The 14773-nt window shown below is 63.6% G+C and carries 13 protein-coding genes and 1 tRNA gene; 4 read left to right on the top strand and 10 right to left on the bottom strand.

What is annotated here, in order from left to right; translation table 11 throughout:
* Positions 1-127: 127 nt before the first annotated feature.
* The 5 genes from ACN0TK_RS04840 to ACN0TK_RS04820 form a co-directional block, all read right to left on the bottom strand.
* Positions 128-778, bottom strand: coding sequence for a pyridoxamine 5'-phosphate oxidase family protein (locus ACN0TK_RS04840; RefSeq protein WP_417308323.1), 651 nt, complete (start codon positions 776-778; stop codon positions 128-130).
* Between the two features lie 481 nt (positions 779-1259).
* Positions 1260-2585, bottom strand: a complete 1326-nt coding sequence (locus ACN0TK_RS04835) for a TRAP transporter large permease (RefSeq protein ID WP_417308322.1) — start codon at positions 2583-2585, stop codon at positions 1260-1262.
* Positions 2582-3214 (bottom strand): TRAP transporter small permease, encoded by a 633-nt coding sequence (locus ACN0TK_RS04830; protein WP_417308321.1) that lies wholly within the window; start codon positions 3212-3214, stop codon positions 2582-2584. The genes ACN0TK_RS04835 and ACN0TK_RS04830 overlap by 4 nt, the downstream gene beginning before the upstream one ends.
* A gap of 74 nt (positions 3215-3288) precedes the next feature.
* On the bottom strand, positions 3289-4290 hold the full coding sequence (locus ACN0TK_RS04825; protein WP_417308320.1) for a TRAP transporter substrate-binding protein: 1002 nt from the start codon (positions 4288-4290) through the stop codon (positions 3289-3291).
* 58 nt (positions 4291-4348) lie between these two features.
* Entirely contained in the window at positions 4349-4492 is a 144-nt protein-coding gene (locus ACN0TK_RS04820; RefSeq protein WP_417308319.1) for a hypothetical protein, read from the bottom strand.
* Between the two features lie 16 nt (positions 4493-4508).
* Between ACN0TK_RS04820 and ACN0TK_RS04815 the strand changes: the two genes are divergently transcribed.
* Together ACN0TK_RS04815 and ACN0TK_RS04810 are read left to right on the top strand one after the other, a co-directional pair.
* The gene (locus tag ACN0TK_RS04815) at positions 4509-6392 is read left to right on the top strand and encodes a sensor histidine kinase (RefSeq protein ID WP_417308318.1); all 1884 of its coding nucleotides are present in this window, start codon (positions 4509-4511) and stop codon (positions 6390-6392) included.
* Entirely contained in the window at positions 6389-6994 is a 606-nt protein-coding gene (locus tag ACN0TK_RS04810; RefSeq protein WP_417308317.1) for a response regulator transcription factor, read from the top strand. The genes ACN0TK_RS04815 and ACN0TK_RS04810 overlap by 4 nt, the downstream gene beginning before the upstream one ends.
* A gap of 827 nt (positions 6995-7821) precedes the next feature.
* On the opposite strand, the gene ACN0TK_RS04805 is transcribed toward ACN0TK_RS04810, so the two are convergent.
* Positions 7822-8397 carry a hypothetical protein gene (locus tag ACN0TK_RS04805; RefSeq protein ID WP_417308316.1) on the bottom strand — a complete coding sequence of 192 codons (576 nt, stop codon included), beginning with the start codon at positions 8395-8397 and terminating at the stop codon, positions 7822-7824.
* Between the two features lie 85 nt (positions 8398-8482).
* On the opposite strand from ACN0TK_RS04805, the gene ACN0TK_RS04800 reads away from it, so the two are divergent.
* Positions 8483-8815 (top strand): Arm DNA-binding domain-containing protein, encoded by a 333-nt coding sequence (locus ACN0TK_RS04800; RefSeq protein WP_417308315.1) that lies wholly within the window; start codon positions 8483-8485, stop codon positions 8813-8815.
* Between the two features lie 54 nt (positions 8816-8869).
* Here ACN0TK_RS04800 and ACN0TK_RS04795 read toward each other — a convergent pair.
* Together ACN0TK_RS04795 and ACN0TK_RS04790 are read right to left on the bottom strand one after the other, a co-directional pair.
* A tRNA-Met gene (locus ACN0TK_RS04795) sits at positions 8870-8946 on the bottom strand.
* A 51-nt stretch (positions 8947-8997) separates the two neighbouring features.
* Entirely contained in the window at positions 8998-10950 is a 1953-nt protein-coding gene (locus ACN0TK_RS04790; RefSeq protein ID WP_417308314.1) for a heparinase II/III family protein, read from the bottom strand.
* A gap of 124 nt (positions 10951-11074) precedes the next feature.
* On the opposite strand from ACN0TK_RS04790, the gene ACN0TK_RS04785 reads away from it, so the two are divergent.
* Positions 11075-12322: a glycoside hydrolase family 5 protein gene (locus ACN0TK_RS04785; protein WP_417308313.1), complete on the top strand. Its 1248-nt coding sequence runs from the start codon at positions 11075-11077 to the stop codon at positions 12320-12322.
* On the opposite strand, the gene ACN0TK_RS04780 is transcribed toward ACN0TK_RS04785, so the two are convergent.
* Together ACN0TK_RS04780 and ACN0TK_RS04775 are read right to left on the bottom strand one after the other, a co-directional pair.
* Positions 12316-13734, bottom strand: coding sequence for a hypothetical protein (locus ACN0TK_RS04780; protein WP_417308312.1), 1419 nt, complete (start codon positions 13732-13734; stop codon positions 12316-12318). The genes ACN0TK_RS04785 and ACN0TK_RS04780 overlap by 7 nt on opposite strands.
* Positions 13735-13752: 18 nt before the next feature.
* The gene (locus ACN0TK_RS04775; RefSeq protein ID WP_417308311.1) at positions 13753-14748 is read right to left on the bottom strand and encodes a lipid II:glycine glycyltransferase FemX; all 996 of its coding nucleotides are present in this window, start codon (positions 14746-14748) and stop codon (positions 13753-13755) included.
* Positions 14749-14773 lie beyond the last annotated feature (25 nt).

The raw sequence follows: 14773 nt of genomic DNA, 5'->3' as shown, positions 1-14773 counted from the left end.
GGGCGATCGGGACATTCCTTTGACGTCGAGCCGAGGGGCAGTACGCCCTGCGCCCTTAGCAAACCAACGGACGCTCCGCTGGTTGCATGGTGCCATTTGTCTTCAGGCTAACGCGCAAAGCGCGAAGTCAGTACATCGACTTCTTGTACCTGGCTTCGAGGTCGGCATCTATCCGGCGCATTGCGTCGTCGTCGGGCGGGGCGCCGGTTGTCTGATCCAGAATGATCTTGGACAGCGAGGGCATTTCGCTGCGCTCCTGAAACGCGTCCGGGTTCCACAGCTGCGCCCGCCGAAAGGCCTTGGCGCAGTGCATGAAGGTCTCGCGGACCGTAACGACGATCGCCAGCCTGGGCACCCGGTCATTGACTTGCATGGTGGCGAGCAGGTTCGGATCGGTGAGCAGCATCGCCTCGCCGTTGACCCGCAGCGTGTCATCGAAGCCTGGAATGATGAACAGCAGGCCGACGCTGGGATTGGCCAGAATGTTCACAAGGCTGTCGAGCCGGTTGTTGCCGGGCCGATCGGGGATGGCCAGCGTGTTGTCGTCCAGTACCTGAACAAAGCCCGGCGGGTCGCCGCGCGGGCTCACATCGGCCTTGCCATCGGCACCCTGTGTACCGAGACACAGGAAAGGCGATCGCGCGATGAAGTCCCTCGCATGGCGATCAAGGTGATCGATGCACTTGTCTTTGGCCAGTGCCGATTGCTCCGGAAACATCCGCCGCAACGCAATCTCGTCGGTGACCACGGCGTCCCGATCAATTCTGAACTCACTCATTCCAGTCTCCTCCCAGATACTGTGCTGGCCTGCTGGCCAGCCAGAGGCGCGCGATTGATACGACACGCGACGGGCTTCGCAATGCTTTCGTCAGCGCTGACGCTCTGAGGCGCGTACCTCAGTTGCGTAGCAGAAATCGCGACACTGCGCATCTGGGCGGACCCCGGCGAAGGAATGCAGGCAAAATTTCCATGGGGAAGCGCGTGCGCGCCAGGCGGCACTCGAGCCAAAGTCGTAGCACCGGCAGGGATGACTTCAGCCTTGAACGTGGGGGTTGCTGCCGAGGCAGGGCAGCCCGCGAGGATACCCGGCATGCCGTTACCTCGCTTGGCGTCCCGCACCTCTTGCAGTGCAGGTGGGTGTCGTGCTGGGCCGCATTCTTGAGCTGGCCGGCATGCCTGCCGAAGTCTTCAGCCGAACGCGGCACCGCTATCTGACCGTCCATGGTCAGATAGCGGTGCGCTTTGCGACATGGTCCCGGCTATCTCATCCCCAGCGCGTGGGGCAGGGCCATGCTGATGGCCGGGATATAGGTCACGAGCCCGAGGAAGATCAGGGCCGTCAGCAGCCAGGGCCAGGTTGCCTTCGTCACGTCTGTCAGCCCGAGCTTGGATATGGACGACGCGACATAGAGGTTGAGACCCACCGGCGGAGTCGCCAGTCCCACCTCCATGTTGACCACCATCATGATGCCGAAGTGCACGGGATCGACGCCGAGCGCGACCGCCACCGGGAACAGGATCGGCGCCATGATGAGCACGATCGCCGAAGGCTCCATCACCATGCCGACGATGAGCAGCAGGACATTGACGACCATCAGGAACTCGATCTGCCCCAGGCCCAGCCCGATGATCCAGCTGGTCAGCGACTGCGGGATCTGCTCGGAGGTCAGGATGAAGGCGAACATCGCCGCATTGGTGATGATGTAGAGCAGCATCGCCGACATCGCCGCCGACGTGAGCAGCACGCGCGGCACGTCCTTCAGTCCGATATCCTTGTAGACGAAGACGGCGATGACGAAGGCATAGACGGCGCTCACCGCGGCGGCTTCGGTCGGCGTGAAGATGCCACCATAGATGCCACCCATGATGATGACGATCAGCAACAGACCCCAGACGCTGCCGCGAAACGCAGCGAACCGTTCAGGCCAGCTGGCACGCTTCATGCGGGGATAGTTGTTGCGCCAGGCGCGCCAGGTTGTCGTTACGCCGAGCATGGTGGCGAGCATCAGTCCCGGCACGACGCCCGCGATGAACAGCGTCCCGATCGAGGCCGAGGTCACGACCTCGCCTTCCGGTCCGGTCACCACCATGCCGGAGGTGGCGACGGCATACATCACCATGACGATCGAAGGCGGGATGAGGATGCCGAGGCCGCCCGAGGTGGCGACGACGCCCGTGCCGAACTGCACCGGATAGCCCTGCTTGGTCATCGCCGGGATGAGGATCGAGCCCACGGCCATCACCGTGGCTGGCGACGAGCCGGAGATTGCGGCGAACAGCGCACAGGCGACGACCGCCGCCAGCCCCATGCCGCCATACCAGTGGCCGACCATCGAGGTGGCGAAGCGGATCATCCGGCGGGCCACGCCGCCATGCGTCAGGAAATTGCCCGCGAGGATGAAGAACGGGATCGCCATGATCTCGAACTTCTCGATGCCGGTGAAGAGCTTCAGGGCGATCGAGTCCATCGGGATGGTGGTGAAACCGACGACGAAAGAGAAAACCGTTAGTCCGAGCGCGATGGATACCGGCATGCCGGTAATCAGCAGCACCGCCAGGATGATGAAGATGAGGATCGCGCTCATGCGTGGCCACCCTTGGCGAGGTCGTCCGCCTCGTCATCCATGCCGTCCACCGAGCCATGGTCATGATGCTCGATGTGTCCGGTGCGGATGTAGATCCAAAGCGCCTGGATGAAGCGGAAGCACATCAGTGCCGAGCCGAGCGGGACGGCGAGGTACACGATCCACGAGGGGATCTCGAGGTCCGGTGTGATCTGCCCGTTCTTGTAGACGTGCCAGACGAAATCGGCGCCGATCCAGGCAACGATGGCCGTGAAGAGCACGCCGCCCGACATGGCGATGATCGTGAAAATCCGCCGCGGGCCGGGTTTCAGCCGTTCGACCAGGATGTCGACACCCACATGGATGCCGATGCGCACGCCGTAGGCCGCGCCGAACTTGGCCATCCACACGAACAGATAGATGCAGGCTTCCTGCGCCCAGGTCAGTTTGACCGCGTTTATCGCCTTGAAGGTCGAGCGGGCGAAATCCATCAGTTCGGGATTGTCCTGGCCGCGGGCGAAGCCGACCAGATCGGCCGCGCCGCTGATGGCAAAGCGGTGGACGACCGCAACAAAGATCAGGATCACAGCTGTCGCCATCAGCACGGAGATCAGGATCTCCTCGAGGCGGTCGAGAATGCGCAAAGCCATGGCCGGCCCCCTGTCCGACGTGCATGGGAATGGTGGAGACCGGACGGAACGGCAGTTCCGTCCGGTTGCGGGGCTTAGCGCCCGAGCGCGGCGTGCGCTTCTTCGATCAGATCGGCGCCGATACGACCGGACATCTCCTCATGCACCGGCATCAGGGCGTCCACCCAGGCCTGGCGCTCTTCGTCCGTCAGTTCGTAGAACTCGGTGGTGCCGGCTGCCTGCATGGCCGCCAGCGCCTTGTCGTTCTCTTCCTTGGCGATCGAGTTGGCGTATTCGGTCGCTTCAGCGACGGCACGGTCCAGCTGCTCGCGGACCTGCGGATCGAGGCCGTCCCAGAAGTCCTTGTTCACGATGAGCGCGTAGCCCAGGTAGCCGTGGTTGGAGAGCGTGGCGTGCTTCTGCACCTCGTTCATCTTCTGGGTGTACATGTTCGAGGGCGGGTTCTCGGTGCCGTCGACGACGCCGGTCTGCAGCGCCTGGTAGACCTCCGAGAAGGCCATCACCTGCGGCACGGCGCCCAGCGCCTGCATCTCGGCCTCGAGGATCTTCGAGGACTGGATGCGCATTTTGAGGCCGAGGAAGTCGTCCGGCTCATGCAGCGGCGAGTTGGCCGACATGATCTTGAAGCCGTTGTCCCAGAAGGCCAGGCCCTTGATGCCCTTGTCTTCCAGCATGCCGAAGAGCTTCTGGCCGATGTCGCCATCGGTGATCTTGCGCAGGTCGTCGTAGCTGCCCATCAGGAAGGGCAGGTCGAACAGTTCGAACTGCTGCACGCCGAGCGGGCCGAACTTGGCCAGCGAGGGGGCCAGCATCTGTACGGCGCCCAGCTGCAGCGCCTCCAGCTCTTCCTTGTCCTTGTAGAGCTGGCTGTTGGGGTAGACTTCGACGGTGACGGCGCCGTCGGTGTATTTTTCCGCCAGTTCCTTGAACTTGTCGGCGCCCTTGCCCTTGGGCGTATTGGGCGCAACCACGTGGCTGAACTTGATGACGACCGGCTGGGCCACCGCCGGCAGGGCGGTGCCGAGCGCGAAAATGGCGGCTGCGCCCAGGCGGGCGAATGTACGACGATTGATCATTGTTTTCTCCTCCAGCTCCGCCCTCCTCGGCGGATTGCCCATTTCTTGCCACCGCATGTCAGGCGCCGCTATTGTGGCTTTCCACAATCGGCAGATAGCCGGCATCGGCGCACAATGGCGCCTGGGAGGACGAGCAGCTGAAACGCAGCGCAAGCAGCGAGGCGACATGGTCGATCGACGCCGCGGGGACGCGCCGCCGCATCGATCTGCTGTCGCTCGTGCCGCTCGCTTCGATTGTCGCGCTGGTTGGTCTCGTCGCCACGCTGGTGCAGGTCGTCATGCAGGGCGAGACGGACCGCTTGCGCACCAAGCTCGCCACCGATGCGCTGTGGGTCGAACAGACGCTGCGCTTCCAGATGGCGATCGACGAGGACATGCTGGTTCGCTTCGGTTTCGACAGCGCCTCCGGCGTCCCGCTGGATACCCTCGCCGCGCGGGCGCGGCTGCATCTGGCGAACAATCCGGAAGTCCTTGCGATCGAGTGGCGCGACAAGGCGGGCGAGCTGCTGCTGGCCGTGCCGCCGCAGGGCATGACCGAACCTTCCATCGCAGATGAAGCCGGCCCGCTGACCATCGCAAGTCGCTCGACCTACGGGCCGGTGCGTGCGGACGGCACGGTCACCATGTCGGTGCGGGCCGCGGAAGGCGGCGGACGGCTCAATTTCCTGTTGTCGCTGCCGTTGCTGCTCGAGCGGCACATTCCGTGGTGGATCGCCGAACAATATTCGATCGAACTGCGCACTGCCGGTGACGATGTCGTGGCAGCGCGCGCGCGACGGGGGGCGCCCGCCGGAGCGCCGAGCCACACCATCAGCTTCGATCCACCGCTGCATGGTGTCGTCCTGCGCATCGCCGCCTATGATGCGCCGGCGGGGTCGGGCAACTTGCTGCTGCTTGCGGCCATTGCCGCGCTCGCCGTCTTTGCCATCGTGGCGCTGCTCGTTCTAGCGCGAAATGCAGCCCAGCGCCGCCGGGCCGAGAGCCAGCTTCTCGCGGAAATGGCCTTCCGCCGATCAATGGAAGAAAGCCTCACCGTCGGGCTGCGCGCCAAGGATCATGAAGGCCGGATTCTGTATGTGAACTCGGCCTTCTGTCAGCTCGTGGGTTTCCCCGCCGACCAACTGATCGGTCATGCGGCGCCCATGCCCTATTGGGCGCCCGACCGGCTTGACGAAACCCTGGCGCGGCAGCAGGCGCTGGCTTCGGGCGGCGCCGTGGCGCAGTCGTTCGAAACCCGCTTCCGCCATGCCGATGGCAGCGAGATCGATGTCCAGGTCTATGAAGCGCCGCTGATCGATGCTTCCGGCACGCATCGCGGCTGGATGGGCTCGGTCATCGACATCACCGAGGCGCGCAAGGCTGCGCGGTTGGCCCGCGCACAGGAGGAAAATCTGACCCGCACCGGCCGGCTCGTGACGCTCGGTGAAATGGCTTCGACCCTGGCGCACGAACTGAATCAGCCGCTGTCCGCCATTGCGAGCTATGCCGCGGGCGCCAAGAACCTGCTCGATTCCGGCCGCAGCGCGCCCGGTGATCTGGCGCCGGCGCTTGAAAAACTGTCTCTGCAGGCCAGCCGGGCCGGCGAGATCATCCGGCGTATCCAGGACTTCGTGCGCAAGCGCGAGCCGCGGCTGACGGCCATTTCGGTTGCCGATGTCGTCACCGAAACGGTCGGCTTTTTGGCAGCCGACGCGCGCGAAAACCGCGTGCGTATCGTCACCGACCTGTCGCCGGCGCCGCTCGTTCTGGCCGATCGCATCCTGATCGAACAGGTGCTGATCAACCTCATGCGCAATGGCATGGAAGCCATGGCCGATCGGCCGGGGCAGGAGCTGTCCGTCAGTGTCCGTGCCCAGCCGCGCGAGGGCGTGGTGATCGAGGTCGCCGATCGCGGTTCCGGCATCGATGCGGCCGTCGCCGGCCACCTCTACGACGCGTTCACGTCGACCAAGTCGCAGGGGATGGGCATGGGGCTCAATATCTGCCGCTCCATCATCGAACTGCATCGCGGCCGGCTCAGCCATGCGCCGCGCGAGGGCGGCGGCACGGTGTTCCGCATCGTCCTGCCCGAGCAGGCGGCAAACGCGGCAGCGGCCGAATGAGCGGCACGATCCACATCGTCGATGACGAGGAAACGATCCGCGACGCGCTCGCCTTCCTGTTTGCGTCGCGCGGGCTTCAAGCCGAGACCTGGCCCTCGGGCGAGGATTTTCTCGCCGCCCAGCCGCTCGCGGACTGCGCCTGCATCATCCTCGATGTGCGCATGACCGGGCTCACCGGCCCCGAGGTGTTTGCGCGCCTGCGCGCCGACGGCTGCACCGCGCCGGTGATCTTTCTGACGGGCCATGCCGATGTGCCCATCGCGGTCGAGTCGCTGAAATCCGGCGCCTTCGATTTCGTCGAAAAACCCTTCAACGACAACCAGCTCGTCGATCGCGCCCTCGAGGCCATCGCCGACCATGAGGCGCGCAGTCTCGAAGCCGCCGCGCGGCGCGATCTCGATGACCGTCTGGCAACGCTCTCCAGCCGCGAGGCGGAAGTGATGAAGCTCATGCTCGACGGGCAGCTCAACAAGCAGATCGCCGATACCCTCGGCATCGCCATGCGCACCGTCGAGGTGCACCGCGGCCGAATCCTCAAAAAACTCGGCGTTCGCAACGCCGTCGAACTCGCCGCCCTCGCAGCACGCACGGCGAGCGGCTAGACGGGGTGTGGCTGATCGTTTGCGTGCAGCGACACCAAGATCCAGAAAGAGGGCCCGGCGACCTGCGTATTCGTGAGCAGACCTCCGCCAGCGCTGACGCAACTTCCTCTGAGTTGGCATCCCGTCGCACTCAGCGCTTGTCGAGAAGGTCCAGCAAGGGAAGGCTACGCTGGCTCTTGCGCGTTTCCTCGCGCCGTCTGAAACTTCGTCGGGGGGGAGGTGGTAGCGGAGGAGGGACTTGAACACCCGACACGCGGATTGTGATAAAGCTGTATTTATCAATCACTTAACTACAATTCGACCCAAACCGTTTCATGGACCATTTGATCACGTTCAGAAAAGGGTCTCCAAACTTTCTCAAAAGAATTCAAAGCGTTGCATTCAAGCCCACCGGCAAACACACCCCCATTGCAACCCATCTAGCGAGTGCCTCGAAGGGCTATTCACTGAAGGCATTTGAAATAGAAGTTGTCTACACCAATTGCGTTGGGATGGACCGGCTCGAATTTTTGTTTCATCAAAATCCGGAGTCCTGGTCCTATTGCCGCTCGCGCATATACCGTCTTGGTCCCTGTAAGTTTTGCTTCTTTCTCTGTTGTCTGTATCGCGCCTTACATTTGGGCCTTGGGTATCATGTCTTTTGCTGCAATCGCCCCTGTATAAATTGAATTTACATATATTTTATGCTTGTGACATTCGTTTCATATAAGTTTTTTGCAAAAAAACTGAAATTTCAATCTAAACGACCGCAGTTTTGTTCGGAGGTTAGTGAAAATATAACCAACAACATCTCTTTCATTTAAGGATATCTGACTTCAATCATAATTCTAATCAACTAGAACGATATCTATCTCGTTGTTCCCCGGTATAGGATTTCCCGCGCTATTGATTAACCGCGCAGAGAATTTTCCGGGGCAAAGCGCAAAACGATAGTCATGAATTCGATATTCATTTGTTTGCGGAATGAAGACTACATTAACCTTTATGTCTTTAGCGCCTACTTCTGCACTCGAGATGCCGAGCGCTTGCCAGATTTCCCTGAAGGTCAAAGAGCCTAGAACACCAAATATCTGCTCCGCACCAGAAAGCTCGCGTAATGCTTTTGATGATGGTGAAACAGGCTCGTTGTCATAACATTTGCCTTCACGAGTGAAAAAAAACGCTACCGCACTTGCGGAGGGATTTCGCAAATTGCCCCAAAAATGTATGGCTTTTCTACCCTCAATCGTAGAAAGATAACTAATGGAGACCGTCGCGCCGTCAGGGATAACGCCAACACATTCGTGATCTACAACGTTGCGACAGAACGCTGTGTCTCTGACGGACTGAGCCATCGCCCCATCTGGAACCAGCCAAGATAATAAGGCGAAATGTAGTGCAGCTATTTTGAATAACTTGTGCATTACAGCCTCCTTCAAGCAACATCTTCAGCAAGTCACCCTAAACCATACCCTGACACGCGGACAATGCCATCTTATTTTGGATGGCATGAGAAAGAAGCTGATGCCCGAAACGATTGATGCGCTGCCGCCTGCCGTCAACAAGCGGTACGAGGTGCACGGCCAATTGCTGCCCGGCCTGCACCTGCGTGTGTCGGCCACAGGTGGGAAGGTGTTTTGCGTCTCCAAGCGTATCAACGGGCGCATGAAACGCATCACGATTGGCACTTGGCCCATCCTGACGCTGCACGACGCGCGCGAAAAGGCACGGAGCCTCCTGCGCTCAATCGAACTTGGCCGCTATGTTGAGAAGGCACCACACGAGGAAGAACAGCGCATGATGACACTGGGCGAGGTGGTGCCGCGTCAGGTTGCTTCGTAACCGATCACGCCCGGCGAACACATCAGCAGGTCTCGGCGATCAAGCTGGGAAAAATGGTAGCGGAGGAGGGACTTGAACCCCCGACACGCGGATTATGATTCCGCTGCTCTAACCAACTGAGCTACTCCGCCCCGGGGTGGCGTGGCGCGGGGCCGACGCTGCGCTCGGGAGCGCGCGCCTTCTTAGGTTTGGCGGGATGCGGTGTCAAGCGGTCGCGACGCCTGTGATGCGTTGGAAAATGGGGTCAGCCAGGTGGTGACGGCGCCGGGCCCGATTTCGCCGCGCCAGGTGATGCGCTGGGCAGGCTGTCTGCGGCCGAAACCGGGGGCGACCCAGCCGCCGTCGCCGGGGGCTTCGCCGCCTGCGGCGATGGCAATCTCCGCCGGCTGCTGGGCCGGCAGATCGAGCCTCAGCAGCGGCTCGTCACCATCGAAAATCCTGATCTCGGTGCCGTCTCGCCGCGCCTCGAGGCCGGGCGCGAGCTGGAACACCAGTTCGGCCGCGCGCGACTCGGGCAGCAATTGATCGGTCAGCGCGATCCTGTTGCCGTCGATCTGCACGGTGCGTTGATGGAGGACGCCGAAACGGCTCTGCCAGCCGTCGTGGCTGGCGCGCCACCAGGTCTCGGGCGGCCTGCCGGCTTCGTCGAGGCGCGCCACAGGCTTTTGCGACCAGTTGAAGGCGCCCGACATCACGCCCTGGCTCTGGCCGTCGATGTTCAGCGTGTTGTGCGCCGGGGTCGAGCGGAACCAGTCGCGCCAGATGCCGCCCGAGCCGTACAGATAAGTGCCTGGGTCGACCAGCACCGGCCGGCTATCGAGGCTCAGCGTCACCGCCAGCGCGTCGGCATGGCCATGGGCGGCGATCGACAGATAGCCCAGCGGGCCGTGATCGAAGGTGAGTTGCGCCTGCCGGGGGCCGAAGCGGCGCGATACGATCGTCAGCCCGCCATCGGCGAAGGTCTTCGTGCCCTTGGGCGGCGTCGCGATCTTTCCCGGATGCCCGAAGATCAGGCCGCGGAGGTCCGGCGCCAGCTCGGGCCCTGCCGTGCCGGTGACGGCGGCAATGGCGGCAGCGACCGAGCACACATAGTCGGGCTCGTCGCCCGTCGTCACGACGCGGCCCTCGTCGTCGTCGCCGAGCGCCGGCACGGGGGTGCCGAGCCAGCGCACGAATTCGGCAAAGCCGACCAACCGTTCCAGCGCTTCGGGCGCCAGCGGGGTGCCGTCGGCTGCGGCGACCGTTGCGACCAGCAGCGCCAGTTCGGCGGTGAAGGCGGCATAGGTCGGGGTCTGCTCGGCACCGATGCCATCGGGCAGGATCTGGCGCAGCACTTCCGCCTCGAGTGCGGCGCGGGCGCGTCGCTGCGGCTGGCCCAGCGCGATGCCGAGCAGCACTTCGCCGGCCAGTTCGGCGACGAGATGGTTGTTGGCCGAGGAAAAGCGGGAGGGAAAGCGCGGCAGCCAGAAGGCCGAGGCGTTGAGGATTTCGCCGATGCGGGCCCTGGTCGGGGCGGGCAGGGCGTCGTCCAGCAGGGTCAGCACCAGCATCAGCGAGATAGCACGCAGCGCCACCTCGATGCCCGAACTCCAGCCAATGCCGCGAAACGGCGGGTTGGCGGCATGCCAGCTGTCGATCGCCGCAGCGACGGCGTCGGCCGCCTCCCCGCTGCCGGTCAGCCGCGCATGGGCGGCGAGCGGCACGAGGAACTGTAGCCGGTTCAGCTCCCAGGCATATTTGATATCCCCGCGCCCCGGCGCATGGCGATACTCGATGTCGAAACACCAGGTGTCGGCGCCGGGCCATTGGGTGCCGGTCACCGGGTCGCGGGACCACAAGTCAGGAGGGAAGAGATCATGGGGATCACGCCGGGGCCAGGTCTGGCCGAGCGCGGAAAACTCGCCCGCCAGCGTCTTTGCCGCGGCATCGGCGATGAGTGAACGTTCGGCGGCGCTGGCGTTCAGGATGCGGTCAGTAAGGCCGGGCAGGGGGCGGGGCGCCGGCCCGTCGGCATAGCGGGCCCAGCCTTCGTGGCGCCCCCGCGATTGCCGGCGTTTCAGCCGTTCGGCGAGGCGGTGCACCACTTCGGCCGGGCTCATGCTGCGCAGGCGATTGACGTACCAGGCAAGGCGCATCGGGCATCTCCGGCCGCGGCGAAGTCGGTTCAGACTTCGTTCATCATGACGGCAGTTCGAGGGCGGGATCGGGGCAATTTCAACACTCGCGTCCTAGCATGCCGAAGCAAACAGGAGGTTGCCAATGCCGGGTCGGATCACGCTTGCTGCCAGCCTGCTCGTCCTCGGGACGAGCGCGGCGCTGTCGGCGCCGCTGCAGCTGCACCGCGGGGTGAACGTGCACGACCTGCTCAACTGGTCGCCGCTCAATGCCGATGGCAGCTATCGCCAGCCGCCCTATCGCACGGTCGATGAGTGGCTGAGCGAATATCGCCCGTTGTCCGACTGGCCCGGCGGCGACGAGTTCGTGCGCATCCGGGCGCTGGGTTTCGATTTTGTGCGTATGACCGTCGATCCGGGGCCGCTCCTTGCCGATGGCGGGGTGCAGCGCGATGCAGCGCTGGCGGTGCTGAAGGACCGGGTCAGCCTCGCGCTGACGGCCGGGCTGCGGGTCGTGCTGAACCTGCATGGCAATTCGCAGGTGCCGGCCTACTCGATGGCCGTGGTCAATGCGCCGGCCAGTGATCCGGGCATCGCCAATTATCACCGGATGGGGGCCGATGTGGCCGCCATGCTGGCGCCGCTGGGGCTCGACAGGGTGGCGTTCGAGCCGTTCAACGAGCCGGCGCACTACCCGTGCGACAGCACCGGCACCGAGGACTGGCAGCAGATCATGAGCGGCCAGGTAGCCGCCGTGCGCGCCGTGGCGCCGGAGCTGACGGTGGTCGTCACCGGGGCCTGCGGCGGCAGCATCACCGGGCTCACCGATATCGATCCGGCGTTCGACGATCCCAATCTGCTCTACAGCTTTCACATGTACGAGCCGCATGTTTTTACCCATCAGCGGCTCGATGGCACCGATGATTTCGCCTCCGGCCTGCCATGGCCGGCCAGTTCCGGCTCACCCGAGACGGTGGTCGCCAACCTGCGCGCCCATATGAGCGCTGCGGGGCTGGGAGAGGCGGCGCAGGCGCGCAATCTGGCGCTGGTGGGCGGTGAGATCGACGCCTATTTCGCCCGCGACTGGGGCCCCGAGGACGTCACGGCACGGATCGGCGAGGCCGTCACCTGGGCCAACCAGCACGACATCCCGACCAGCCGGCTGTTCATGGGCGAGTTCGGGGTCATCCTGATGAGCCCCGATGGTCGCATGGGCGCCTTCGATGCCGATCGGCTGCGCTACATCGCGGCGGTACGGCAGACGGCGGAGGCCCATGATATCCCCTGGGGCATCTGGGAATACTCAAGCCCCTACGGCATGAGCGTCATCTTCCCCACCGGGCCAGCCCTGCCGGACCGGCCCCTGCTCAAGGCGCTCGGTCTGTCTCAGTAGATCGAGACGTCGAGCCGCTGGTCGATGAAGGCGCGCTTGCCGGCGCGGCCCGTTGCCAATTGCTTGGCTTCCTCGACGGTAAACTGCATTTCGCCGAGCGTGCGCCGGGCGAGATCGTCGGCCACGCGCTGGGCGTCCTCGACGGTGCCATTGGCATCGGGAATATAGCGGATCACGGCCTTGCCGGGCGTGTCCTGGTAGAACTGGTATTCTTCGATCCCGGTGTAAAACTTCGGGTTTTCCGGGGTGAAGTCGATGGTCACGATCCGGTTGCCATTGGCTGCCACGAGGTAGTCGGGCTTGCGTCGCGGCACGATGCGCGACAGCACCAACTGGCGGCCGTTTTCGGCGCTCGGCAGTTCAACCAGTTCGGCACGGTCTTCGGTGTCGTAGCGGATGAAGGGCTGGGCCGCGGTCAGCAGGCCCGTGCCGATGATCCGGCCCTCGACGCCCGGTTCGGTGATCGTCTGGCCGTCATCGTCGACCAGTTCGGCGAGGCCATAGAGCGGGTTGAAGCGATAGTGGTGCGGCGCTTCCATGTCCTCGGTGGCGAACAGCACCTTCTCGCTCATGCCGTAAAAGTTGGAGATCGGCACATTGCCCAGCGTGGCCTTGATTGTCTTGCGCTGGTGCTCGAACATCGGCTCTGAAATCGGCAGGATGCCCTTGATCGGCAGGCGCGGGATGCGGCCCATTACGCACATGTGGCGGCACAGCAGGTCGATGGCCGACGGGTAGCCGTAAAGGTACTGCACCTCATATTTGTCGATCAGGTCGAGATAGAGCGCGATGTCCTTGCGCGTCATCGGAAAAACCGACAGGCGCAACTCGCGCAGGGCCGGCTCCCACTCGGTGATCCTGCGGCCGTTGGGCTCCAGGCCGAAGCCGCGCAGCACGATCTTGGCGTCGTCTTCGGTCAGGCCGGTGCGGCCCCAGGCGTAATTGACGAAGGCCATCTCGCGGCTGCTTCGGCCGCGTTCGAGGTAAAAACCGAAAGGCGGTTCGCCGTTCGATCCGGCGGTGTAGCCTTTTTCCAAGGACCCGACCGGAACCGTCAACTGGGCGTCACCGGCTTTGCGCAGTTCGCCCTTTCGCAGCACGGGCAAGTGCCTGAGGTCTTCGGGCATTGCACCCGCATAGTCGAAGCTGTGGCCGAGATGCTTGTCCAGCAGGTCCCGATAGAAGGGGCTGCCGTCATGGGCCTGCTGCAGCACACGCCGCAGTGCGGCCAGATGCTCGCGGTCGGCATAGGTGGGGTCCGAACTGGCCTTGGCGATCTTGTCGCGCCAGCGCCGGTAGGTCGCACCATATTTGAGGTGCGTCGGCACCAGGGTCATGGCGGGTGCCAGCGCACGCCGAACAAAATCCGGGCTCCGGGCATAGGCGCCGCGCGCCACGTCCATCAGGCTCATCGTTCCCTCCTCAATCGCTCAAATGCTCAGCCACTCACCGTCCAAAGCGTATTCCTGTGGTTTCATGGTGCGCTTGAATCGTGTGTAGCCGTCACCGGGCTTCAGTCCGCCGACGTCGAAATGGGTGCATCCCAGGCGGCTCATTTCCCGCACGATCTGCCACATCAGAAAATTGCCGGCGTTGAGCTTGCGGCCCTCGGGGCCGAACCAGCCAATGTGATATTCGCAATAGGTGCCGAAGCGGACCACCGACATGCCGGCGACCGGCTTGCCGTCATCCAGCATCTGAAAAATTCTCACCGCATCCGGGGCGGCGGCGCGCATGGCCGTGAGGAAGGTCGCATCCACGGCGTGGAAGCCCTTGTCCTGCATATTCTCGGCGTGTCGCTCGAGCATCCACTCGAACGCTTCGTCGTCCTGGCGCACCGCGAGTGTGGCGCCGGATTTTTCGGAGTTGCGCACGCGATTGCGGAAGGTCGAGGAAAAGCCCTTCCACAGTGCCTCTTCATCGGTGTCGAGGGCGATCCTGCCCGACATCCAGCTCTGGCGCTGGCGCAGCCGATAGCCGGCGGCGCGCAGCGCCGTGTCATGCTCAGGCGCGGCAATGATCGCCGGTGCAATCAGCAGGACGCCGAATGGCAGGCGGCCCCAGCGTCGACGCAGTGCGCCATGGACCGCGGTAATCGTCGCTGCGTCGGGCGCCGTGCTCATGAACACCGGGCCGCGGTTGACGCGGCTCAACAGGCGGATACCGAAGCGGCGCAGTTCGAGCACCGTGGCAAAGGCGAGGATCTTGCTGTTCTGCGAAAAGGTGACGCGGCGAACGGTCCAGCCCTTGGCGCGCTTGCCTTCGCCATAGGCGAGGCTCTGGGGCAGGTGGGGGGCAGGCGCGGCGGCCATCAGGCCGTCCCAGGTCTCGCGGTCGGAGACTTCGGCAATCTCGATCGTCGCAGGACGCACCGTTGCGCCAACATCAGCGTGGTGATCAGTCGTTGCTTTGAGCTCCAGTGTCATCGTGTCCCTGACCTTGGCTGGCGAC

Origin of the sequence: Devosia sp., from assembly GCF_048261455.1 — a bacterium.
GTDB lineage: Bacteria > Pseudomonadota > Alphaproteobacteria > Rhizobiales > Devosiaceae > Devosia_A.
Note: the sequence above shows the minus strand (reverse complement) of the source record. Positions and strands in the feature narration are given on the sequence as shown.